The organism is Nocardia vinacea (assembly GCF_035920345.1).
Lineage (GTDB): Bacteria > Actinomycetota > Actinomycetes > Mycobacteriales > Mycobacteriaceae > Nocardia > Nocardia vinacea_A.
The window spans coordinates 451,576-474,570 of sequence record NZ_CP109149.1 but is presented as its reverse complement, the minus strand read 5'-3'; the positions used below and the strand labels follow the sequence as shown (position 1 = coordinate 474,570).

The window sequence follows — 22,995 nt, the reverse complement described above, 5'->3', positions numbered from 1 at the left end:
CGCCGACAGAGTCGAATCCCGGGTCGTGATGTAACCAGGGTGGTCACCGCATTGTTGAGCGGTGGCCATCGAGCACGGGTTACTCGCGCGGGTCCAGAATGCTCGGCGTGCCAGCGCTCACGACCCAGATCACCGAGATGGCCGAGGTGTGGAATCGACAACAACCCCGGGGGTGCTCGGGTCCACGACATCCGACGCCACAGTCAGGCGAGCCCGTCACAATGCTGAATCGGCTCCGGCCCACCAGGATTCGACGTGAGCCGGCCCTCGGCGCACCGTCTCGGCAGTCGCGGCCGATCGGTTCAGCTTTTCGAAAAGATTCGGACGAGGCAACCGCATCCGCACCCACCGGCGTAGCGCTGCGGCTGCGCTGGCTACGCGCACCACAACGATCTCCTCGCCGGGCCCACGGTCGCCGGCCCTGCCAGGTCGGGGTTGCCCGCGCTGAACCGCCGTGCTGGTCCCTGGCACTGTGTACAACCGGCCCGACCAGCGGGCATATTGCGCTCGGCGGACAACAGGTCACCGCTCTGCCTGCGCCCGTCGCGAGCACCGCCGGCCCATTACCAGTGCGCTGCCCAACTACCCCAGCGCTATCCCCACACGCCATTTACACTCTCGAAGTAACCTTCGCCGATCGGACAATGCGCTCCACCGTGAAACCCCGGGAGTACACGATGTTTTCTCGATGGAAGAACATCGCCGCGTGCGCGGCTGCACTAGTGACCGCCGCCCTTCCGGTCGGCGTGGCCTCAACCGCACAAGCAGCCCCGCAGCAGTGCCCCGACATGTATGTCGTGGCCGTGCCGGGCACATGGGAAACCTCGAAGTCCGACCCGGGCCAAGGGATGCTCGCCGCCGTCGCCGCCGGCTTGCCAGGCGACGTCCAGACCGACTACGTCGCTTACACCGCGACCGCGTTCCCTTGGGAAGGCGAGGTGTACGGCCGCTCCAAACGCGAAGCCCTCGACAACGCCCGCGGCCTGGTCAGCGCGATGGCACAGCGCTGTGGCGCAACACGATTCGCGCTACTGGGCTACAGCCAGGGCGCCGACGCCGCCGGTGATCTCGCTGCCGAGATCGGCACCGGGCTCGGTGTCGTAACACCGGACCGCGTGGCATTGGTCGGGCTGATATCCGACCCCCGCCGCTCCCCCACCGACAACCTGATCGGCCCGCCCGTCGTGGGCGCCGGCGCCGGTGGTCCACGCCTGGGCGGTTTCGGCTGGCTCACCCCCAAGACCTACACCTTCTGCGCCGCAGGAGATCTGTACTGCGCAACCCCCGATGGCGACTTCGCCGCTCGCATCGCCGGATTCTTCGCCCAGATCTCCAATCCCGACCCCACCCAGATCGGTACCTATCAGCAGCAGGCGGGCAACCTCATCGACGACGCCCTCGCCGCAGGCGGTCTCGGCCTGCTCCACGACCAGCTCAACAACTCCGCCTACGAACAACGCAAACAACAAATCGACGATTTCCTGAAGTCAGGGATCCACCAGAGCTACCCTCACTACGCGATCGGCCCCGACGGCGCCACCCCCCTGACCTGGCTTCGCCATCAGCTGATCAACGCCGCACGCAACTAATCGCTTGCACCGCAAGGTTTCCCGTACATCCCGCAATTGCGCCTTGTACAGCATCGCCTTGTCTGGCGGGTTGTCGGCGGCGAGTACGGCTCGGATGCTCCTACCGAGTCGATGAGCTTGTTCATTTCTGTCTGTGTCATGCGTATCGGCTTCAGGATCGCGTTCAGGTCGACCTGAGCGGCAAGCGAACAGCCGCCCTGCATGGGGACGGCGATCCCACGGGGGTAGCAACAGGGAAGCAAAAGTGGCCAACGACTACAGCCCGTGTACCTCCGCCATGATGGAAACCGTCTTCCCCAAGAAAGCAAGCGGCCCCGAACCCGACGGTTCAGTGTGTGGGCGTTGACCTGTAGCGCCTCAGGTATGAGACTCGCAGTCCTGCAGCGTGTCTCATTTATCTGAGGCAAGTCTCCGTGGCTGGAGAGGCATGTAGAGGCTCGGTTCGTCTTGGAGTTCGATGTCGTGGCTGCCGGTGTCAGTTGTGCAACTGATGGCTGCGATATCCGGCTGGTGGCGCGCCGAATTCCAGCAGGTTTTCGTCCAATCCGTTGCTGATCGTCACCCGGTCATCGGCGAAGATGAAACTGACCGCGACCATGCCGTTGGCAACGTCGCTCCCGGTCCACTCGAGCAACTCGATCGCCCGTAGTTGCCGGCCTTCAAGGGCCGCCAACTCGGGGCGGGTGTCATGCCGCCAGCCCAAATGGAAGGTATGGACATCCGGGTCGTCGTCATCGCCGTTCGACCAGGTGGCCTGCCCGATGGGGTCGATGGTGTTCCAGGTGATGGAAAGATCGGCGAACTTCTGGTGATTGAGCTCCACCTGCTCGCCGTCGAAGTCCAACAGAACCGGGCCGTCGGCGAACCACTCGTCGTCGTCGCGGTCCCAGATGAGCCACCCGTGGTGGAGGTTGCGCCCGACCAGCGTCTGGAGTCGCCGACCATGAGCGGCGGCGATCGCGCGGCAGCTGCTGAGCCACTGCGGTTGGTAGCCCGCGATATCGAAGTACGACATGTCCTGTTTGTCGCTCGAGGAGCAGGGTTCGGGTGCTGAACTGGTGTGTTTCAGTTGTGTGGCAAACCCGGGCCTCGTCGCTGCTCGAACCGGCCCACGCTAAGCGCCATGCCGGAAGTGCATGAGACGAGCCAACAATACCTCAGGTAGTCGAGACTGCCTCTTCGCGGCTGATTTGCATCGAGTTCGTCCGTGCTTGCCGCGGCCAAGGCGGCATCGCAGAATGCCCGGCATGTGGTCAGAAAGCGCAGGAGTACCTGCGGCCTGATCAGCGTCTGGGCAGGCTTCATTCGGCTCCGTGGGGCATGGACGCGTGCGGATCTCGGTTTCGGTGAACCGGTCTATTCGGAGAGATTCTTCGGCCAACGCAGGAACGCTCGTTAAATCCCGGTTACTACGGCGGCGCATTGCGAGTCGGAATTGTCCTCCGGTGACAATGCCCGCGGTGAATTTCGTTCATGCGCGACGGTGCCGAGCGGCGGCGTGCTTTCTACCGTTGTCGTCAATCCCCGTACCCCTGATAAGGACCGCTTATGAACCTTTCGACTCTTCCGGACCGTCGTGCCGCCGCCGCGCCGGACGCACCCGCCGTGGCCGACGACAGCACCGACCTGAACAACACAAGATTCCTCGACTCTGTGCGGCGTGCCGCAGCTACCCTGCGCGCCGCCGGAGTCTCAGGCGGCGACGTGGTTGCGATCATGTTGCCCAACACGGCCGCCTTTGTCGTATCCCTGTTCGCTACCTGGCGTGTGGGTGCTACGGCCACCCCTATCGACCCGTCGCTGACCGCCGCAGACGCCGACTGCCAGTTAACCGACACGGGTGCCAAGGTCCTGATCACCGCGCAGCCATCCGCCTCAGACGCTCCGGTCCGCGCCGTTATATCCGCCGACGATCTCACCACCGCAGATCCCGATGTCGCCGAACCCGCGCGACCTCGCAACGACACACTGGCGCTGCTCATCTGTACCAACGGCACCACAGGCAAACCCAACAGCGTGACCGTCGACCACGCCAACCTCAACGCCATGTGCTCGATAGTGATCGAGGCGTTCGAACTCACCGAAGCCGACCACAGCCTGCTGAACCTGCCGCTGTTCCACGTCAACAGCATCGTGGTCGGCATCGTGTCACCGCTGCTCGCCGGTGGCCGCGCAACTGTGGCCTTCAGCCCGAAGAGGTTCTTCGACCGGATCGAGCGCAGCCGTGCCACATACATCTCCGCAGTCCCGACCATGTATGCACTGCTATCGGATCTGCCCGCCCAAATCCGGCCGAACACCTCATCGGTACGATTCGCCATCTGCGGCGCTGCTCCGGCCGACATCGAACTGCTGACCAAATTCGAACGCCGCTACGGAATACCGATCATCGATGGCTACGTCTCCGAAGTTCCCGTGCGCGCACGCTCATACTGGTCACCGACGCCCGCAAGATGGACACCGTCGGAATACTCTTGCCGGGCCAGCTGATTCGGACCGATCAACCGACGCTTGCTCCAGCATCATCGGATTCGGACTGTTCGCCCAGATGCATTGTGTAGACCCCGCGGCATCGAACCAGGTGCGCCGGTCGCCCGCGGTGCCGGGGCCCCACTTCCACGGCAGTAGCCGGATGGTGCCCGGCCGGGCCCAGAACAGGATGCCGCCGGTCATGGGCTTTACTTTGCCCGCCAACGGCCCCCATGAACCAGCGATGCCGATGGTCTCCAGCAGCACCATCCACAACACGAACTTCTGATAAACGATCGGCTGGTCCCACCATTGCGAGACATGCCAGAAGGCCGGGAGATCGGAGGTCCCCGTGGCGACGACGATGCCGGCGAGCGCATAAAGGACGAGCAATTTGAGAATGTAGATGGTATGCACCATCCGCGGTGACCGAAGCCGTGTCCGGAGGTTCATGAGCGGTCCTGGTGAATGGGTGTGCGGGATGCCGATAACGGTAGAAATCGGGCGGCCCCGTGAAACCCTCGTGCATCGACGAAGTTCACCGCCGGCGTTGTCCCCGGAGGACAACCCGGCAATTTCCCGCGCGGCAATCGCCGAGTACTACCGTTGGGGAGTGACGACTTTTCGTCGCGACGGTGATGCCGATGTGAGCCGCTATGTCGCGGGGATCGCCGCCCGCATGAACGAGCGGGTGACGGATATCAGCGCGATCCTCCGGCGCGGCCTCGAGGACGATATCCCCGAATTACGCGGCGACGCCCGCACCATAGAACTGCTCGGCGCCAGCGTGGAAGGCAATGTCGACACAGTCCTGCACGCGCTGCAGCACGATATTCCCGTGGCTCGGGCCAACGCTCCCACGGCCGCCATCGAATACGCCAGACGCCTTGCCCAGCACGGAGTTCCGGTCAATGCCCTGGTGCGCGCCTATCGGGTCGGCCAGCGGCGGATGACCGAGCTCGTCTTCGCCGAATTGCGGGCGGCCGATATCGCGCCAGCGGATCGGATGACCGTGGTGGAGGCGATCACCACGACGCTGTTCGAGTACATCGACTGGATCACCCAGCAGGTCGTCGCGGTGTACGAGACCGAGCGCGAGCAATGGTTGGAGAGCCGCAACAGCGCCCGCGCACTGCGCGTACGTGAGGTGTTGGCCGGGAAGAAGCCGGTCGATATCGATGCCGCGACCGAATCCATCCGCTACCCGCTGCACTGGCATCACTTGGCGCTGATCCTCTGGTATCCCGACACCGACGCGAGCGGTGACGAGCTGACCCGGCTGCAACGCTTCGTCCGTGAGCTTGCCGAGGCGGTCGGCACCGCGGCCGCGCCACTGATCGGGGCCGCCGACCGGATGACCGCATGGGCCTGGCTGCCATATCGGTCCGAGCAGTCCGATGCGGTGGCCAAGGTGCGTGATTTCGCGAGCAAGCGGCCGGACGCACCGCAGTTGGCGATCGGCATCATGGGACAGGGTGTATCCGGCTTCCGCCGGTCCCATCGGGATGCGCTACGCGCACGCTCGGTCGCGCTCGCCCGCGGTGGCGTCGAACCGAGGATCATCGCGGCGAGCGATCCGGGGCTGTCGGCCGCAGCGCTGCTCGGCGGCGGCGCGGAGGTCGGCGAATGGGTGGCCGAGGTGCTCGGCGAATTGGCCGCCGACAACGAGAACGATGCCCGGCTGCGCGAGACGCTGCGGGTGTTCCTGCGCACCGGATCCAGCTACAAGGCGGCTGCCGCGGAGCTCGATCTACATTTCAACTCGGTGAAATACCGGGTCGGGCGGGCGGTTTCGCGGCGTGGGCGGCCGATCACCGACGACCGGTTGGACGTTGAGCTGGCGCTGCTCATCTGCCACTGGTATGGCGCGGCGGTGCTGCGGCCGAATACGGACTGACCGCGGCGACAAACCCGCGCGCAGACTTCGTTGCTTCGGGGCAATGGCGCGCCCGCCGATCGGATCTACCGTTCTCACATCACATGACGATGCGGCGCATCAGCAACGAAGCAGGCGCTACACCGACGATCCGATGCCGACGGACAGCGTGGTCAGCGGCATCGAAGGTCGTACCGCGCGTCGACGACGCCGCATACCTCGGCACACCGGCCCGCTATCGAGGCCAGCCGACCCTATTTCAAGGAGTTCCACCATGACAACGACCGTTGACGCCGCCGACGAACTCGCGGCTCCGCTGGAGCTGCTGCTGACCGGTTCGGCCATCGGCGTCGGCCGACGCATGCTGCCGAATACATCCTGGACCAGGCTGGCGTTGAGCCTGGCCAAACAGCCGCAGACGGTCGCGGGTCGGGTCGGCACGTTGGGCCAGGAGTTGGTGACGATCGCCCGCGGACACTCGGATCGAGTACCGGCGAAGGGCGACCGGCGCTTCGACGATCCGGCATGGCGGGGCAATCCGCTGTTCAAGCGATCCATGCAGGCATATCTGGCCGCCACCGACACCGTCGACGCCCTGTTCGCCGACGCGCACCTGGATTGGCGCGATGCCGAATGGATGCGCTTCGTCCTGGATAACGTGATGGATGGCGTCTCGCCGAGCAATAACCCGCTGCTGAGCCCGGTCGCATGGAAAGCGTTGGTGGACAGCGGCGGTGCGAGCGCGGTGCGCGGATTACGGCACTTCGTCTCCGATATGTCCGCCGCGCCGCGGGTGCCGTCGATGGTCGATGCTGATGCCTTCACCATCGGCGAATCCGTCGCGACCACACCGGGGTCGGTGGTGCTGCGCACCGAGATGTTCGAGCTGATCCAGTACGCGCCGCAGACCGAGCAGGTGCGCACGGTACCGCTGCTGATGGTGCCGCCGGTGATCAACAAGTTCTACATCATAGATATCGCCCCGGACCGCAGCATGATCGAGTACTTCGTCCGCCAGGGCCAACAGGTATTCGCCATATCCTGGCGCAATCCGACTGCCCGCCAGCGAGATTGGGGCTTCGACGAGTACGGGCAGGCGATCATCGACGCGCTCGACGCGGTTGAGCGGATCACCGGCTCCGATCGCACCCATTTGCAGGCCTCGTGTTCGGGCGGCATCATCGCCGCGATGACCGCGGCCCATCTGACCGCGATCGACCAGGGCGATCGGCTGGCCGGTCTGACACTCATGGTGACCGTGCTCGATCAGAGTCATGCGGGCTTCGCGGCGGCCGCAATCGACGAGGAGGCCGCGAATATCGCGATCGCACTGTCGGCCAAGAAGGGCTACCTCGACGGGCGTGTGCTGGCCGAGGTGTTCGCCTGGCTGCGGCCGAACGATCTGGTCTGGCGGTACTGGGTCAACAATTATCTGCAGGGACGCGCGCCCGCACCCTTCGACGTGCTGTTCTGGAATGCCGACACCACCCGGATGACGGCCACGCTGCACCGCGAGATGGTCTTGATGGGCGTGCACAATTCGCTGACCACGCCGGATCAAGTGAGCATGCTCGGCACTCCGGTCGACCTGTCCCAGATCACTGTCGATACCTATATGGTCGCCGGGATCGCCGACCACATCTCGCCCTGGCAGGCTTGCTACCGCAGCGCCCGGCTGCTCGGCAGCAAGGATCTGCAGTTCGCGCTCTCCACCAGCGGACATATCGCCGCGCTGGTCAACCCGCCGGGAAATCCCAAGGCCTCCTACCGGATCGGTGCGGTCGACGAGGCCGATCCGGGGGCATGGCTGGACGGCACCGCCAAGAATTCGGGCTCTTGGTGGCCGAATTTCGTCGAATGGCTGGCCGAACGTAGCGGTCCGGAGCGGGACGCGCCGCAATTACTGGGAACGCCCGATCTGCCACCAATGGATTCCGCGCCGGGAAGTTACGTACTCGAACACTGAAAAGGCCGGGCATGACAGAGCATTTCGAACTGCGGACCGCGATGAGTGCGCCGGAGCAGGTCACCTATGTCGAACAGCGCCTCATCGCCGTGCTCGGCCAGCAGATCCGGGTGCATGTGCGCTGGGGAACGGGGGTGCCGCTGGTGCTGTGCAACGGTATCGGCGCGAGCCTCGAAGTACTCGATCCACTTGTCGCACAGCTGGATCCGGCGACCACTGTGGTCCGGTTCGACGCGCCGGGTACCGGCGCATCACCGGATTCGCCACTGCCGTACGGATTTCCGTATCTGGCCGCCGTGCTCGGGCAGCTACTGCACAAACTCGGTATCCGTGAGCGCGTCGATATCCTCGGACTGTCCTGGGGTGGTGCGCTGGCCCAGCAGTTCGCCTTCCAGCATCCGCGGCGTTGCCGCACGCTGGTCCTGGTGTCCACCGGCACCGGCGTGGTCATGGTGCCGGGGCGACCGACCGCACTGCTGAAAATGCTGACACCACGGCGATTCCTGGCCCCTCACTATGCCGCCTCCATCGCCGGTGAGCTCTACGGCGGTTCCGTCCGCACCGATCCGTCGATCGTCGAGCAACTGTTCGATCGACAGCTGATGGCCGGGTCCCGGGTCGGCTATCTGCACCAACTGCTGGCCGGATCGGTGTGGACGAGCATCTTCGCGCTGCCGCTCATCCGGCAGCCCACGCTGATCATCGCGGGCACCGACGATCCGATCATCCCGATCGCCAACGTCCGCATCATGCGCCGACTGCTCCCGCATTCGACAGTCCATCTGCACGGTGGCGGCCACGTCGACCTCATCACCAACGCCACCGAATTAGTGCCCGTCATAGAGAGATTCAGGAAAGAGCAGTCATGAGCACATCGGTCTGCGTCGCTAGCGCCGACTTCTACGCGCTCGAAAGGCTGCTCGACGACGTACAGGCCTGAGGTTGCACCCGATACGCGAATTAGGTGGCGCCAACCATCAATCAGCACCGGCAGGGGGCAGCTTCCCGTTCGAAATCGTGCCCGGCTTCAGGGAACTCGGTCTTGCCGGGCCGTCGCATCGCAGATATGGCTGTGCCGGAAGATCTTTCCTACTCGACGGTCCGATGAGGCGACGGGTTGTTGCTGCCACTCAACCAGGGCAGTAGACATTCCGAGTCCTGCCACTGCCCGGTTGTGTCGAGTGGTGCGGCGGATGTGCTCTCGTCAAAGGGATTGTGCGGCGGGGCGGAGCAGGATTTCGTTGATGACCAGGTGCCTGGGTCGTTGCACGGCGAAGGCGATGACTTCGGCGATGTCGGCAGCGGTGACGGGTACCTGGCTGTACAGCTGTTCGACATCGGTTTTGGTTGCGGTGTGGGTGATGTGGGTGGGCAGTTCGGTGGCGACTGCGCCGGGTTCGATCAGGGTGACGCGCACGTCGGGCAGCAGTTCCTGGCGCAGGGATTCCGACCAGCCGTTGAGGCCCCATTTGGTGGCAGCGTAGACGCCGTTGCCGGGGCGGGCAGTGCGGCCGGCGACCGAGGAGATGTTGACGATGTCGCCGCCACCGTCGCGGATCTGGTCGAGGAAGACCTCGGTGGTGGTGATGGCGCCGAGCAGGTTGATCTCGATCATGCGGCGGTAGTCCTCGCGCTGGTCGGGGGAGAACGGGCCCAGCAGCATCACCCCGGCGTTGTTGATCAGAATGTCGGCGCCGCCGAGCTCGTCGCCGACGCGTTCGGCCGCGGCGGTGAGCGCGGCGCGGTCGGTGACGTCGGCAGGGATGGCGATCGCGCCGTGGCCGAGTTCGGTGGCGATGGCCTGGATGCGGTCGGTGCGGCGGGCCAGTAGCGCGACCTGGTAGCCGGCGGCGTGCAGGGCGCGGGCGACGGCTTCACCGATACCGGAGGAGGCGCCGGTGATGACGGCGGTGCGGCCCGTCATGGGTGTGGTCATGGGGGTGCTCCTTGTCGATGTTTGGGGACGGGCTGGTGGGTAACAGGCCGCCGGGTGGGTCGGGGTGGTCAGCGGTTGATCCAGCGCTGCATGTGTTCGGGGTAGCGCTCGCCCTGGATCTCGACTTTCTCGGCGGCCGCGGTCAGCTCGGCGAGGTCGTCGGCGGTCAGTTCGACCTCGCCGGCGGCGATGTTCTCGAGCTTCAGGCGGGGGTGAGACCGACCTGCTGCAGCCAGCGGGTCGTGGCGGTGGCGGTGGCGGGTGTGTCGACTTCTTCCCCGCGCACGGCCAGCCCTTCGCCCAGGACCGCGCCGCGACAGAAGGCGGCGTAGTCGGTTTCGGTGCGTCCCAGTCCGCTGACGGCGTAGGTGGTCACCGGCAGGACGGTCTTTCCGGTGAAGTCGTAGCGCTCGGTGAAGGTGGTCATGATCATCGGCGCCCGCACGTTCCAGATACCGCTGGCCAGGATGATCGTGTCGTAGCCGGCGATCGAGTCCAGCGAGTTCGCATGCCGGGACGGGCGTTGCTGTCCTGTTCATCCACGTTGCGGGCAACGGTGGCCTCGTAATCGTCGGGGTAAGGCTCGACGGGGTCGATCCGATGCACATCACAGCCGATCCGCGCGCTGATGAGCCCGGCCAAGACCTGGGTGTTGCCCACCTCCAGGCGCAGGCGCCCGCCGTAGTGGTAGTTCATCCCCGCCCGGGAGAAGTAGGCCAGCAGCACCCGTCCGCCCCGAGCCGGGAGCGGCTTCGGTGGTGCCGGAGAAGCCACGGGCCCGGCAGTGTCGGAAGCGCACGCGCTACTCACTGCCAGCGCCGCTGCCAGCCCACCGGCCAGCACGGCCCGCCGGGCGATCGGTTGATCGAGCGGTCCAGACATCGGAGTCCTTTCTGCCGTGCGGAGGACGGGACAGGCGCGGAGTACGAGCCAGCGCACCCGAAGGCACTCGGCGGCCCAGCTGCTCGCTGCGGGCGCGACCTGTCGAAGTCGCGACAGAGTCGAGCCGGCCGCGAGGCCCGGCGCGGTTGTCGCCGTGGGCGCCATCCGGGCCCCGGCGACCGTCGTCCCCGAGTTCGAGTTGCCGGCCCGCTGTTATGGGTGGGGTGGGTACTGCTGCCGGTCGAGCGCGTTTGCCGCCGGGGCATCGGAGGCAGAGGGGGTGTGCTCGGTGGCGACCCAGCTGCGCAGCATGTCCAGGGCGTCGGCCGAGGGGGTTGCGGGGTCGGTGAGGTAGGTGATGATGCGGATTCCCGGCGCCGAGGCCAGGGTCAGCGTTTCGAAGGCGACGGTCAGCTCGCCGACGACGGGGTGGTGCAGGGTCTTGGTGCCGCCGGCATGCACGGTCACGGTGTGCCCAGCCCACCAGGTGCGGAATTCGGGGCTGTGGGTGGCCAGCTCCCCGACCAGCGCGGTCAGCGCCCGGTCGCCCGGATCCTGACCGGCCAGCAGACGCAGCGCCGACACGACCTGGCGGGCGCTGTGTTCCCAGTCCGGGTAGAACCGGCGGGCCCGCTCGTCCAGAAACAGGTAACGAGTGTGGTTCAACGGCGGCCCCTGCTCGGGGAACAGATCGGGAAACAACGCCTGGCCCAAGGTATTGGCACCCAGCACCTCACCGAGGCGGCCCAGGATCACCACCGGCACGTCGGTCATCGCATCCATCAGCTGCACCGCACGCTGCGGCACCCGCGGCGCCGGACGCACCCGCCCCGTGGAGCGGGTGCCAGTGGCGGCGCGGGCGAGATCGAACAGATGCTGGGTCTCGGCCTCAGTCATGCGCAGGGTCCGCGCCAGCGACCGCAGCACGCTGTCGGAAACCCCGCGCAGGTTCCCACGCTCGATGCGCGTGTAGTAGGTGGTGCTCACCCCGGCCAGCTGCGCGACCTCCTCGCGGCGCAGCCCGGGAACGCGTCGCTGCCCGCCCAGCACCGGCACCCCGGCCTGCTCGGGACTCAGCCGTGCCCGCAGCCCGGTCAGGAACTGCGCCACCTCACCTCGAAGGTCCATGACCCGACCGTAACCCCGACCGTCACCCGCTCGGGAGTTCCTGCCAGTACCTGTCAACGCAGGTGACAGGCCTGTCGCAAAGGCGTACCGGGTATACACGAGAGAGCACGCCGGGGTGCTGCAAAGGGGGCACCGGTGGTGACTGTCACCGGATCCGGGGCCTCCCTACCGTGGGGGTATGACCGCAAACGAGATCACCCTGAACAACGGCGTCACAATGCCGAGCCTGGGGCTCGGCGTGTTCCAGTCCGCCCCCGAGGAGACCACCGCCGCGGTCACCGAAGCGCTGCGCGTGGGCTACCGCCACATCGACACCGCCGCCGCCTACGCCAACGAACGCGAAGTCGGAAAAGGCATCCGCCGCTCGGGCCTGTCCCGCGAGCAGGTGTTCATCGAGACCAAGGTTTGGATCAGCGACTACGGCTACGAACCCACCCTGCACGCCTACGAGAAGAGCGCAGCCAAACTAGGCGTCGACCAGCTGGACCTGCTGATCCTGCATCAGCCCCTGCCCAGCCGCTTCGACCTGACCCTCGACGCCTACCGGGCACTGGAGAAACTGCTGAACGACGGACGGGTACGCGCCATCGGCGTCAGCAACTTCATGCCCGAGCACCTCGACCGGCTACTGTCCGAAGCCAGCGTCGTGCCCGCGGTCAACCAGATCGAGGTCCACCCCTACTTCCAGCAGCCCGCCCTGCAGAAACTGCACCATGAGCACGGCATCCTCACCCAAGCCTGGTCGCCCATCGGCGGCATTACCGCCTACGGCGGCGCCGCCAAACGCAGTTTCGACGACCCCACCCTGCTCGACATCGCCGCCCGCCACGGCAAGACCGCCGCCCAGGTGATGCTGCGCTGGCACCTGCAGCAAGGCCGCTCCGCCATCCCCAAGTCGACCAAACCCGCCCGCATCGCCGAAAACTTCGCCGTATTCGACTTGGAACTCACCCACGACCAACTCGCCGCCATCGATGCCCTCGACACCGGCGTCCGCGGCGGCCCCGACCCCGACTCGATCACCCTGGAAACCTACGGCCGACCCATCCCCGAAGCCTGACCAACCCGGCAGTCCTGCCACGACGGTGCCAGTCGAGCACCCGGGCGCTGTGGCAGGCCCGCGCGGTCGACCCGTGAGCCCGGCGCGATGAGGCCCACATACACCACGGCCGAGCAGCGGCCACTCCGACATATGGTTCGGCACGTCACCGGCAGTGACAGGGGCGTATCGCAACACCGCCGCGATCGTCGTGACCGCCAGGCCAGCATCCAGAACGGGCCACTCCAACCGGCGAACTGCCCCGCGAAGGTGCCGATCTGCACCCCGGCGACCACGGCCAGTCTCAACCCGCCTGACATCACCGCCAGCGCTCGCGCTCGCGCCCGGCGACTGCCGCCGCGACGACAGCACCGGTAGCCCAGAAGGTGCCGGTAGCCAGCGCATAGACCAGTGCGGGCAACCGCGTGCTTGGCGTCGTTCCGGAAGCCGGCTGCGCGCTCATGTCACCTCGCGCGAAGAGCCCGAGCTAAATAGCGGCCGCATCGTGATCGAACGAGCGGATCTTGTCGAGACGCTACGCCAACATAGACAAGGCGGATGAAACGTTCCACGTCAGAAAGTTGTCGACTGAACAGAGCAATCGAGGAGATGTCATGGTAGCGGTCCAGAACTTCATCGACGGCAAGCTCGTCGACTCGGTGGGCGGTGCGACGATGGCTCTCGTCGACCCTGCCACCGGCGATCAGTACGGCACCGCCCCGGTGTCCACCGAACACGACATCGACAACGCGTACGCGGCGGCGGCCAGGGCGTTCTGCGATTGGAAGCGCACAACGCCGTCGGACCGCCAGAAGGCGCTGTTGAATTTCGCCGACGAGGTGGAGAACGCCGCCGCCGCGCTCGTTGCGGCCGAGGGCCGCAACACCGGCAAGCCGAACCACCTCACTTTGGCCGCAGAGATCCCGCAGATGCTGGACCAGATCCGATTCTTCGCGGGGGCGGCACGGGTACTCGAGGGCAAGTCGGCCTGCGAGTACCTGGCGGGCTATACATCGTGGATCCGCCGGGAGCCGATCGGCGTCATCGGACAGGTGACGCCGTGGAATTACCCGATGATGATGGCAATCTGGAAGTTTGTTCCCGCGATCGCGGCGGGAAACACCGTGGTGATCAAGCCGAGCGACACCACCCCGGTGACGACGGTGATGCTGGCCGAACTGGCCGCTGAGCACCTGCCGCCAGGCGTGCTCAACGTGGTAACCGGTGACCGGGTGACCGGTGCGGCGGTGGTCGCGCATCCGACCCCGCAGATGGTATCGATCACTGGTTCGTTGGCCGCAGGTCGTGCGGTCGCCGAGTCGGCCGGATCCCACCTCAAGCGCACGCATCTGGAGTTGGGCGGCAAAGCGCCGGTAATCGTTTTCCCCGACGCCGATATCGCTGCTGCCGCCGTGGGCATCACGGCCTCGGGCTATTTCAACGCCGGGCAGGATTGCACGGCGGCCACCCGCGTGCTCGGCCACGCGTCGGTGGCCGAAGATCTGACCGCGGCGCTGGCCGAGCAGGCCGACAGTGCCACAACGACGTTCGGCAAGGCCACCGAGGACAAGAACGCCTGGGTGCCACCGGTCAATAACGCCAACCAACTACAGCGGGTGCTCGGCTTCCTCGATGAGGTGCCCGATCACGCTTCGGTCGTGGCCGGTGGGCACCGGCAGGGCGACCGCGGGTTTTACGTCGAGCCGACGGTCATCGGCGGGCTGCGGCAAACCGACCGGCTGAGCCAGAACGAGATATTCGGCCCGGTGATCACCGTGCAGTCGTTCACCGACGAAGACGAGGCGATCCGGTGGGCCAACGGCGTCGAATACGGGCTGGCGTCCTCGGTGTGGACCAAGGATGTGTCGAGGGCGCTCCGCGTGTCGGCCGCGCTCGACTTCGGCTGCGTGTGGATCAACACCCACACCGCGCTGATCGCCGAGATGCCGCACGGCGGGTTCAAGTCGTCCGGGCACGGCAAGGACCTCTCGATGTACGGGCTGGAGGACTACACCCGCGTCAAGCATGTGATGGCCAAGATCGACTAGCTCAGCTACCGCGCCCCACTTCCGAACTCGCTTGCGTGGGCCGGAATCCGAGACCACGATCTTTTCGTCAGGCACCCCGAACACTGCGGCCTCGGGGTGCGATGTCACGTTCTGGAGTGCACTGGCCCGCATCAACAAATCCTGTTTGCTATCGCCGTGCCAGCGACCGACTGTCCCGAATACGGTTCGGCGATGCGACGCATCGACACAACCGGCGGATAACCACGTCGTGGCTGAGCGGGGGCGCCGGTAGATCGGCATGGCACCAATCATGCTGGCTGGTCGCGTCGATCAGCAGTGAAGTCATACCTGGATCGGCGACCGTGGCCGAGTTGCGGAGCAACGAACGCAACTGGGGGCTGGATCGCCCCGGTGCGTTCACCTCGATTTCTGATGTTACGGCGAAGTTGCTGACAGGTTGCTAATCTTCGGTCAGAATGAGTTCGGTCAATCGAGTCTGTCCACTCAACCAACTCTTGGAGGGAAGCTCATATGGCTCAGGAAACCAGCACTGACACCAAGCGTGGCGACATCCTGGACGTCCAGAACCTTCGGGACATCGAGATGGCGTTGCGGCTTCAGATCGATGAGGCGCGGCAGGAAGCTCAAAGCGCTCGTCAGTACGCCCAGCAGGCGCAGAACCTTGCCCGGCAGGCGCAGAACCAGACCCGTCAAGTCCAGCACCAGGCGCAGATCGCCCAGCACGAGGCCAACCAGGCCAACCAGCAGGCCCAGCAGGCCCGCCAACAAGCCCAGCAGGCGCAGAACCAGGCTCAGCAGGCCCAAGGCGAGGCCGATCGGGCGCAGAACCAGGCCCAGCAGGCCCAAGGCGAGGCCAACCAGTCCAACCAACGGGCTCAGTCGGCACAGGATCAGGCCGAGCAGGCCAGCCAGTTGGCCCAGCAGGCCGAGGATCAGGCCACCCGTACCCAGGACCGGTCCGGGCAGTGGGAAATGCAGCTGCATCACCTTCGCGACCAGGCACGCCAGGCACAGTTCCGCTAGCCACCGATCTGCTGTCGAACGACGTGTCGACGAAAGGGGCCACCGCCCAGCGATGTGCTCTTTTCGTCGACCGGTGAAAGGTGACCGCGGATGAACGAACCGACTCTGCCGCCCCCGAACGACGTCGAGGTGATCGTGCCGGAGGTAATGAGCGCCGGTGCCTACTCCAACGGGTTCACCTGCTGGTACAACCGGACCGACTTCACCCTCGACTTCCTCGTATATCTGCCGACCGATCAGGGTGTCGACGACGCTGGTCAGCCGGTGATGCGTCAACCGGCTCGAGTGGTGTCAAGGGTGAAGTTCCCACCGGCGATGATCTTCCGGCTGATGCAGATCTTGAACGACAGCATGAGCAACTATGAACAGCAGTTCGGCCCGATTACCCACCTCGGAGAATAACCGGACAGGAGAAACACGATGCTCTTATCCAGTCCCATCTTTATCCTCGCGAGCCCGCGCGACCGGGCAGTCGTGATCGATTCCGCCATCTGCTACCGGCCCGACAAGATCGAGGGCCGCCGCTACCACATCACCGCCACCACGCCGGAACGGGCAGACCAACCCGCCCTCGAATGAGCGCTGCCGTATGAGCGGCCCTGTCGGCTCCGGCACCGCCAGGCACTCATGGGCCATTCGTCGACTCCGCTTCGAAAGGCGCGCTCACCGATCAGGTCTGATCGACCTACTCGGGGTCCGCGCTGCGTTGCGAGAGCAGTAGTCCGATCAGGCCGGCTTCCTGACCTTGTGTGCTGATCATGTCCCGGGCGATCTGTTCGACGGGGCCACCGTCGAGCTGTTCGTCGACCGCCTGAGCCATAGCGATACCGCCGTAGTGGTGGCGTTGCATCAACTCGAGGAACAGGGTGTCCGCTTCTCGGCCGGTAGCCGAGGACAATGCGTCGAGTTCGGCTCTGGAGGCCATTCCCGGCATGGAAGCGGTAGTGGATGCCATCGTGGTTGCGGTCGATTGGTGATGGCTGGATTGCGCCCGCTGATCGGCATTGTGCATCCAAGCCATCGGATGCGGGTTGGTGGAGGTGGTACCGGCCAGGCGCAGCCAGCCCAGCATCATGCCGATCTCGAGACGTTGACCGTCGGCGATCTGTTGCGCGAGCCTCAGCACCGTCGGATCGTCGGCCTGCCGCAGGCGTTGCACCATGACCAGCGCTTGCTGGTGATGGGCGGTCATATCCTGCACGAACCCGATCTCGGTCGCGCTGAGAATCACTGTGGGAGAAGGGGTATCAGGGATTACGAGTGGGCGGCTCGCCGCGCCGAGCACCAGGAGGAGCAGTGCGAGCGAACCGAATACGGCCACCGTGACCCAGCTGCGTCGTTTCATGCCCCTCCCGTCGAGTGCTGGTCGGCAGGCGGGGTATACACATCGGGCGCGAGTTGCAGAGTCGAGAAACCGTTGTCGGCGCAAGCGGCCCAGAGTTGAGTGCCGTGCCATTCGGGGCCGGAGAAGCACCAGTCGGTGGACAGGTCGCCGAACGCCAGATCGCCTGTGCGGGTGCTCATTGCCGTGGCCGGATCAAAGATGCCGTCATTCAGTGCCTGCATCACGGAGGGGCCGCTCAGCAAAGGAGCGCCGACGACCGAGGCGAGTGCGTGCGGCGAATTCCACCGCTCGATGTTGTGCCCGGTCTGGGCCGGCGGATTGTAGTAGGCGATCTCCCGGACATGGAATGGATCGCGCACGTCGAAAACCCTTATCCCAGAAGAGATCCAGCCGCACGCGAGTGCTGTCGGATTCGAGGGACGATCGGCGGCACAGTAGTGTGCGTCGTAGGCGAATATCGAGCCGCCCATACTGGACGCGATGGCGTTGTCCCGGTGTTGGGACAGGTTGATCTCGAGTTTTATCGAGTTCACCACCCGAGGTTGGGTGTCGTCGAAGATATCGATGAGTTTGACCCCACCGGAGCCTGCTTCATCGGCGACGAAAAGATAGGGTCTGCCGCCGTACTCGATGGGGATCGCTTGCTGGGTTGCCCAGCCGTCGGTCCATGTCATCTCGGCGACCACCGGAACCTGCGGGTCCGGATCGCGCCGCTGTACGGCGCTAGTGTCGAGGATGGTCAGTCCGCCCATATTGTTCGCCAGGTACAGGCGGTTGCCGTCGGCACGTAAACCCATCCCGTGCATCGACGTGCCGGGCATGCCCTGCCAGATAACGCGCGGGGTGGCCGGGTCGGTCAGATCGACGGCGCTGACGATGCCGGGCAAAACACCCGATGCCCAGTACGTGTTGCCATCCGGGGAGAACCCGCCCTCGTGCGCTGTGATCGGGACGGGCAACGTCAGATCGGTGCCCGGCCCAGGGTTGAGCAGGCGCGGGTGCGCACAGTCGGAGACGTCGTATACCGAGATCAGTCCGGCGCCGGTGAATGCCGGAGCTCCGGTGCCCACCAACAGTTTTCGGACCGGGTTGACCTTTAGGCTCTCCCACGTCCCGGCCAGCATCGCGGGCTCGGTCAGCGTTGCCGTCGGCACCGGGTTCGTCGGGTCGGAAACATCGATCACCTGTACTCCGGTCGCGGGGCCGAGCAGATCGCCGGGGAAGAAACTGCCCAGGTAGACGCAATGATCGAAACTCGTCGAGGTGATGCCGCCGCCACGTCCCGCGTACCCGCCCACACGAGTGATGTTGCATCGATACCCCTGAGTGCTACGACCGCTGTCGCGGTCGGCCGCCGAAACATCGCCCTGCAGGCCGGGTTCGGGCATAGCGTCGCCACGACAGTCAGCGCGTCCGGCGGAGGTATTCGCGATGCCGTGCACTTCCTGTACGGAACCGATACTGCCTTCGGGCGGTTGCGCCGCACCGGGAGCCACCGGGAGCAGCGTCGCGGCGGCGACTAGGGCAATGAACCGCCTGACGCGGCGAACCGGGAGTGATCTCATAATTCCGCCCTCGGCTATGAGGGCACCTTCCTGGTGATGTTTTCGACAAAGCTCGATGGCAGGACCGCTCATCGCCAGATGCGCGGGAAGGGCTCGGTCGTCGGGGCTGCGCCCTCGTAGGGCTCGACCTCAGCCAAGGCGGATTCGGGCAACCGCAGGTTCGCCCACTTCCCCGCCGCCTCTGAGCGACTAGCTCGATGACTACGGGCGACGGCCGATCTGGTCGCCCGACGCCAAAACGTACTGATGACGACGGCCGGAACCACAGCTATCGTCCCGAGCCCTCGGTCAAGAACTCCAGGTATCAGCGTGGAAGTGTCACTGGATCAGTGCAGCTCGACGGTGGGTCCACGATCGAGCACACGACTGGTGGGCGGGTGGGAAGATAGCCGCTCGGCACACCGTTCGCGGTGACGATGTCGTGGTAGGCCGGCACGGCATCGGTGGGCCGGCGGGCCAGGGTGGGATCGGTCTTCACATCTATCGTGTAGAGACCGAAACGCGGTGTGTAGCTGCCCCATTCGTAGTTGTCGGTGAGGCTCCAGTAGTTGTAGCCGATCAGGTTCATGCCGTCGGCCTTGGCGCGCTGCAACCAGTAGACGGTGTCGCGCAGAACGTCGGCGCGGGTCCAGCCATCAGCGCGCGGGTTCGCGTTCTCGGTCGGCATTCCGTTCTCGATGATGTAGAGCGGGCGGCCAGGGAATTTCCGGGCATAGAAACGCAGTGCGTAATAGATGCCCTCCGGAGTGATCTGGGATTTCCAGGGCTCATTCTGCAGCGCACTCAGGATGGTCCCCGCGGTCGCGGGTGTCGCACCGTAGTAGTAATCGATACCGATGTAGTCCAGCTTCGGTCCGATCCGGTCTTCGATAACGGTATCGAGCTGTGCCTCCGCACCGACGAAGTAGGCGACGTTGCTGGTCACCATCGCGCCGGGTTGGCGGGCGTGGATGTAGTCGTAGATGGTGTTGTGCGCAGCCACCAACCGGTCCACCATCGCGGGCATCGCTGCCGGGCTCAGTCCGGAGGCGCGCATCTCCTGCAACGGGTAGAAGACGGGTTCGTTGAGAGTGACCCACATCGGGTTGTCATCGGCATACCGGTCGACGACCACCCGCGCGTTGGCCAGCCAGTCATCCAGCATCTGCGGCGAGTTCCACCCACCCCGATCCACCTCCCATCCGGGATAGACCCAGTGGTCGAGGGTGAGCATCGGGCGCATGCCCGCGGCGCGGATCTCGGCGACGACATTGTCGTAGAAGGTGAGAGCATCGTTATCCCAGGTGCTGGGTTGCGGCTGGATACGCGCCCATTCGATGCTGAGCCGATAAACCTGCACGCCTAGGCTTTTGGCGAGCGCGATGTCCTCGCGATAGCGATGGTAGAAGTCGACCGAATCGCCGTACGGCTCGACGGCGCCGCTGGCCGCGTACCGACTCCAGTTGCTGTCCGGAGCGTGCCCCTCGTTCTGAAATCCCGCCGACGCCACGCCCCACATGAAGTCCGATCCCAGCGGCGACAACCCGTCCCCTGGCGTCGCGCCCGCGACAGTACCGGATACGGTCACCGCTGATAGCACAGCGACTGCCGCGCACCGGAACGCTAGCTGAATGGACCGTCTGATCATGAGGCCCTACGTTACGGAGCATTTCGGCCATTCCGCCCTAACAGCAGACCTTTGCAGACCTCTCCGGTGGCACCGGTCATCGGTGCATGAGCGTGCCGATCGCATCGTTGGCTTCGCGGATCGCGGGAACCGCGGCGAACCGGGTGGATTCATGACGAAAGTCGCGCAATCGCGAGCCAACTCGACCGGCCACCCAAGGCTCGGCCTGTGGCAACGCCGTTGTGATCAGCCCCGCGGCCTGCTCGGGCTCATCGAGCAGCAGTTGGACCCTGGCCAGGATAACCATCTCGAACACCTGGTCACGCCCAGCCGTAGGTGCGTGCACCGAGCGGCCTACATGGTCCTGCGCCCAGCTCAGCACCTGCGGGCGACCGCAGTCGAGGCCACGGTAGCCCGCACCGAAGACCCGGTGTAAGTCGGCAGGTCCTGGCACACGACGGCGAGGGCCGATCAGACACGCCAGCTCCGCGGCGCGCAGACTGCGACCGGCCGGGGCATGGATCGCATCGATCGGATCCGGTTCTTGTCGGCAGTCCTCGGCGAATGCGGTCAGCCGCCGGAATGCCTTCTCCTCGCCCAATATCAATTGCGCCCACGCCTCCCGGGTAGCCAACGCCGCGCGCAACGCCGGACCCAGCGAGTGCCGGGCCGCGTATTGCGCGAACCGGGTCAATTCCAGGGCCTCGGCCGCACGATTGCGGTCCAAGTATTGGTAGGCGAGCGAGGCCAGGACGGCGGCCGCCAAGGCATCGTCACCCGCGGCGTGCGCCCAGCGTGCGGCCAGGATCCCGTAGTGCTGTGCCGCGGCGGTGTCCTCGACGTCCCAGGCCATCGCGGATGCGATATCGGCCAGTTCGGCAGCGGCGAGGTAAACCCGCGCCGACGCGGTGTCGAGGCGACCACGATGGCGAGCCAACCAGGCCGTCACCACCTCGCGGACAGTGGTCGCGTCGTCCCATTGGTGCGCACGGGCCCACCGGACGAGCGCCTCCGCATTGTCGGGAGCAGGCGAAGCGTCCGCGGAATTGACGAACACCGCCTGCAACAGGGGGGCAAGCTCATCGAGCACACTCGCCGCAGTGGTCGTGCCGATACGCACACCGAGCGCGGTCTGGTAGGCGGCGACATGCTCTTCGCGTACGGTGCGGACCCCGGTTTCCAGCTGCCCCAGATACGGTTTGGAATAGCAGGTGCGTGCCGCCATCCCGGCCAGGGTGACCCCGGCCGCCAGGCGGGCGGCGCGTAGCACCGCGCCGACGTCGCCAGTTGGATCGGATTGCACCGCTGGATCGTACCGAGCGGGTCGCCTACTGGTGTCGACCCGGGAGGTTGTCAGTCCGAGGATGGGTGGGCGAGGGTGTTCCGCTGATGTGCGCTTCTGCATGGGTCTTCAACCGCCAATGCACTCACGAGAGAAAACCTCCGCCCCGGTGCCGGTCCCGAGGCCGAGTCCTTTCGTCGTCGCCTAATTCTCCACGAGAGCCGGTCCGCGGATCAGGACAGCAACTGCGCGATTCGGGTGGTGCAGAAGCCGGTGATATTCATCTCCGGCGGTAGCTGTATGCGATTGGCCATGCGCAGCAGGGGAACCGACAGCAGCACTGCCGCCAGGATCTCGTTGTACCGGAGATTGCGGACCGGCATTCCGCTGCGCTTCTCGTAGTAGGCGATGGTCTCCTCGCGGGTCGGCGTGCCGGGTAGCGGCGCATGACCCTCGAATTCGCTACTGGCCCAGTCCAGGAACAGCAGCCAGGCCAGGTCGGCCTCGTGATCGCCGAGGTAGGCGATCTCCCAGTCCAATACGCCGCTGACCCGGAAGTCTTTGTCGTACAGAATGTTCGACATGCGGGCGTCACCCCAACAGAGCGTGATGTGCTCGGGCTCGTAGAGGTTGGCTCGCAGATAGGTGATGGCCCGCCGATAGGTCTCGGGTTGATCGCCCGTAGTAGCCCAGGCCAGCGCCGAATCCAGGTAGTTGACGATCTGCTCGACCGGGCTGCTGCCATGCCGTGGCAGCGCCAGGAAGTCGAGGCGCAGTGCCCGCCAATCCAATCGGTGGATATCGGCGATGGTGTCGACGCACCCCCACCACATGCGCTCGCGCTGCTCCGGCGTGGCCTCGAAGTAGTTTCCCGCCACATGATACGAGGGATAGTCACTGGGTGCTTCGCCAGTGAGCCGGTTCATCACGAAGTACGGGCTGCCGAGATCGCAGCCGTCCCGGTCCAGCCAGATCGGCGTGGCGACAGGGATATCGGTATCGGCCAGCCGCCGCATGACCAGCACCTGCCGCAGCAGATCATAGTCGGGAAACAGCGCCATTTCCGGTGGACGCCGGAAAACCATTGGCAGCGAGCCGCTTTCGTCCTCGAGATCGAAAGTGTAGGTTTCGGTGGCGAATCCACGATCGGTGCGATCGAAATTGCGGACCTGGGCGACGCCGGACAGCGGGATATTCCGGCGCGCAGCAGGTTCCAGCGCCGCCGCCAGCTGCTCTGCCGGCAGTCGAGTAGTGCTCAA

The 22,995-nt window shown here is 65.4% G+C and carries 21 protein-coding genes and 1 pseudogene; 10 read left to right on the top strand and 12 right to left on the bottom strand.

The annotated features are described in order from the left end of the window. The first annotated feature begins 677 nt into the window (after nucleotides 1-677). Nucleotides 678-1,589: a cutinase family protein gene (locus tag OIE68_RS02175; RefSeq protein ID WP_327097707.1), complete on the top strand. Its 912-nt coding sequence runs from the start codon at nucleotides 678-680 to the stop codon at nucleotides 1,587-1,589. 475 nt (nucleotides 1,590-2,064) lie between these two features. Here OIE68_RS02175 and OIE68_RS02170 read toward each other — a convergent pair whose 3' ends face one another. Beyond that, complete coding sequence (locus tag OIE68_RS02170) at nucleotides 2,065-2,604, bottom strand: hypothetical protein (protein ID WP_327097706.1); 540 nt, start codon at nucleotides 2,602-2,604, stop codon at nucleotides 2,065-2,067. 533 nt (nucleotides 2,605-3,137) lie between these two features. On the opposite strand from OIE68_RS02170, the gene OIE68_RS02165 reads away from it, so the two are divergent. Beyond that, a complete protein-coding gene (locus OIE68_RS02165) occupies nucleotides 3,138-4,079 on the top strand; it encodes a class I adenylate-forming enzyme family protein (RefSeq protein ID WP_327097705.1) in 942 nt (313 codons plus the stop codon). A gap of 81 nt (nucleotides 4,080-4,160) precedes the next feature. On the opposite strand, the pseudogene OIE68_RS02160 reads toward OIE68_RS02165, so the two are convergent. After that, nucleotides 4,161-4,487, bottom strand: a pseudogene (locus OIE68_RS02160) (DUF3556 domain-containing protein); the annotation flags it as partial. 250 nt (nucleotides 4,488-4,737) lie between these two features. Between OIE68_RS02160 and OIE68_RS02155 the strand changes: the two are divergent. From OIE68_RS02155 to OIE68_RS02145, 3 genes are all read left to right on the top strand, one after another. Further along, complete coding sequence (locus OIE68_RS02155; protein WP_419150744.1) at nucleotides 4,738-5,955, top strand: PucR family transcriptional regulator; 1,218 nt, start codon at nucleotides 4,738-4,740, stop codon at nucleotides 5,953-5,955. A gap of 253 nt (nucleotides 5,956-6,208) precedes the next feature. Then, nucleotides 6,209-7,900, top strand: a complete 1,692-nt coding sequence (locus OIE68_RS02150) for a PHA/PHB synthase family protein (protein ID WP_327097703.1) — start codon at nucleotides 6,209-6,211, stop codon at nucleotides 7,898-7,900. A gap of 41 nt (nucleotides 7,901-7,941) precedes the next feature. Then, a complete protein-coding gene (locus OIE68_RS02145) occupies nucleotides 7,942-8,769 on the top strand; it encodes an alpha/beta fold hydrolase (protein ID WP_327101556.1) in 828 nt (275 codons plus the stop codon). Between the two features lie 335 nt (nucleotides 8,770-9,104). Here the strand turns inward: OIE68_RS02145 and OIE68_RS02140 are convergent, their stop codons facing one another. From OIE68_RS02140 to OIE68_RS02125, 4 genes are all read right to left on the bottom strand, one after another. Then, nucleotides 9,105-9,836 (bottom strand): SDR family oxidoreductase, encoded by a 732-nt coding sequence (locus OIE68_RS02140; protein WP_327097702.1) that lies wholly within the window; start codon nucleotides 9,834-9,836, stop codon nucleotides 9,105-9,107. 202 nt (nucleotides 9,837-10,038) lie between these two features. Further along, a complete protein-coding gene (locus OIE68_RS02135) occupies nucleotides 10,039-10,290 on the bottom strand; it encodes a flavodoxin (protein ID WP_419150743.1) in 252 nt (83 codons plus the stop codon). Continuing rightward, nucleotides 10,266-10,718 carry a hypothetical protein gene (locus tag OIE68_RS02130; protein WP_327097700.1) on the bottom strand — a complete coding sequence of 151 codons (453 nt, stop codon included), beginning with the start codon at nucleotides 10,716-10,718 and terminating at the stop codon, nucleotides 10,266-10,268. The genes OIE68_RS02135 and OIE68_RS02130 overlap by 25 nt, the downstream gene beginning before the upstream one ends. Before the next feature lie 213 nt (nucleotides 10,719-10,931). Next, nucleotides 10,932-11,846, bottom strand: a complete 915-nt coding sequence (locus OIE68_RS02125; protein WP_327097699.1) for a helix-turn-helix transcriptional regulator — start codon at nucleotides 11,844-11,846, stop codon at nucleotides 10,932-10,934. Nucleotides 11,847-12,024: 178 nt separating this feature from the next. Here OIE68_RS02125 and OIE68_RS02120 point away from each other — a divergent pair, with 178 nt between their 5' ends. Beyond that, nucleotides 12,025-12,906, top strand: coding sequence for an aldo/keto reductase (locus tag OIE68_RS02120; protein ID WP_327097698.1), 882 nt, complete (start codon nucleotides 12,025-12,027; stop codon nucleotides 12,904-12,906). A gap of 298 nt (nucleotides 12,907-13,204) precedes the next feature. Here the strand turns inward: OIE68_RS02120 and OIE68_RS02115 are convergent, their stop codons facing one another. Then, on the bottom strand, nucleotides 13,205-13,348 hold the full coding sequence (locus OIE68_RS02115) for a hypothetical protein (RefSeq protein ID WP_327097697.1): 144 nt from the start codon (nucleotides 13,346-13,348) through the stop codon (nucleotides 13,205-13,207). A 151-nt stretch (nucleotides 13,349-13,499) separates the two neighbouring features. Between OIE68_RS02115 and OIE68_RS02110 the strand changes: the two genes are divergently transcribed. The 4 genes from OIE68_RS02110 (at nucleotide 13,500) to OIE68_RS02095 (ending at nucleotide 16,517) form a co-directional block, all read left to right on the top strand. Next, entirely contained in the window at nucleotides 13,500-14,933 is a 1,434-nt protein-coding gene (locus OIE68_RS02110) for a gamma-aminobutyraldehyde dehydrogenase (RefSeq protein WP_327097696.1), read from the top strand. Nucleotides 14,934-15,425: 492 nt separating this feature from the next. Beyond that, nucleotides 15,426-15,938 carry a hypothetical protein gene (locus OIE68_RS02105; protein ID WP_327097695.1) on the top strand — a complete coding sequence of 171 codons (513 nt, stop codon included), beginning with the start codon at nucleotides 15,426-15,428 and terminating at the stop codon, nucleotides 15,936-15,938. A 90-nt stretch (nucleotides 15,939-16,028) separates the two neighbouring features. Then, entirely contained in the window at nucleotides 16,029-16,340 is a 312-nt protein-coding gene (locus OIE68_RS02100) for a DUF3467 domain-containing protein (RefSeq protein ID WP_327097694.1), read from the top strand. An 18-nt stretch (nucleotides 16,341-16,358) separates the two neighbouring features. Continuing rightward, the gene (locus tag OIE68_RS02095; RefSeq protein ID WP_327097693.1) at nucleotides 16,359-16,517 is read left to right on the top strand and encodes a hypothetical protein; all 159 of its coding nucleotides are present in this window, start codon (nucleotides 16,359-16,361) and stop codon (nucleotides 16,515-16,517) included. A 106-nt stretch (nucleotides 16,518-16,623) separates the two neighbouring features. Here the strand turns inward: OIE68_RS02095 and OIE68_RS02090 are convergent, their stop codons facing one another. The 5 genes from OIE68_RS02090 to OIE68_RS02070 all read right to left on the bottom strand — a co-directional run bounded on the left by OIE68_RS02090 (nucleotide 16,624) and on the right by OIE68_RS02070 (nucleotide 22,995). After that, on the bottom strand, nucleotides 16,624-17,283 hold the full coding sequence (locus OIE68_RS02090) for a DUF305 domain-containing protein (protein ID WP_327097692.1): 660 nt from the start codon (nucleotides 17,281-17,283) through the stop codon (nucleotides 16,624-16,626). Then, nucleotides 17,280-18,848 (bottom strand): hypothetical protein, encoded by a 1,569-nt coding sequence (locus OIE68_RS02085; protein ID WP_327097691.1) that lies wholly within the window; start codon nucleotides 18,846-18,848, stop codon nucleotides 17,280-17,282. Before OIE68_RS02085 ends, OIE68_RS02090 begins: the two co-directional genes overlap by 4 nt. Nucleotides 18,849-19,152: 304 nt before the next feature. Further along, complete coding sequence (locus tag OIE68_RS02080; RefSeq protein ID WP_419150667.1) at nucleotides 19,153-20,475, bottom strand: family 1 glycosylhydrolase; 1,323 nt, start codon at nucleotides 20,473-20,475, stop codon at nucleotides 19,153-19,155. Between the two features lie 76 nt (nucleotides 20,476-20,551). Further along, nucleotides 20,552-21,757, bottom strand: coding sequence for a helix-turn-helix domain-containing protein (locus OIE68_RS02075; RefSeq protein WP_327097690.1), 1,206 nt, complete (start codon nucleotides 21,755-21,757; stop codon nucleotides 20,552-20,554). 212 nt (nucleotides 21,758-21,969) lie between these two features. Continuing rightward, nucleotides 21,970-22,995 (bottom strand): phosphotransferase family protein, encoded by a 1,026-nt coding sequence (locus OIE68_RS02070; protein ID WP_327097689.1) that lies wholly within the window; start codon nucleotides 22,993-22,995, stop codon nucleotides 21,970-21,972.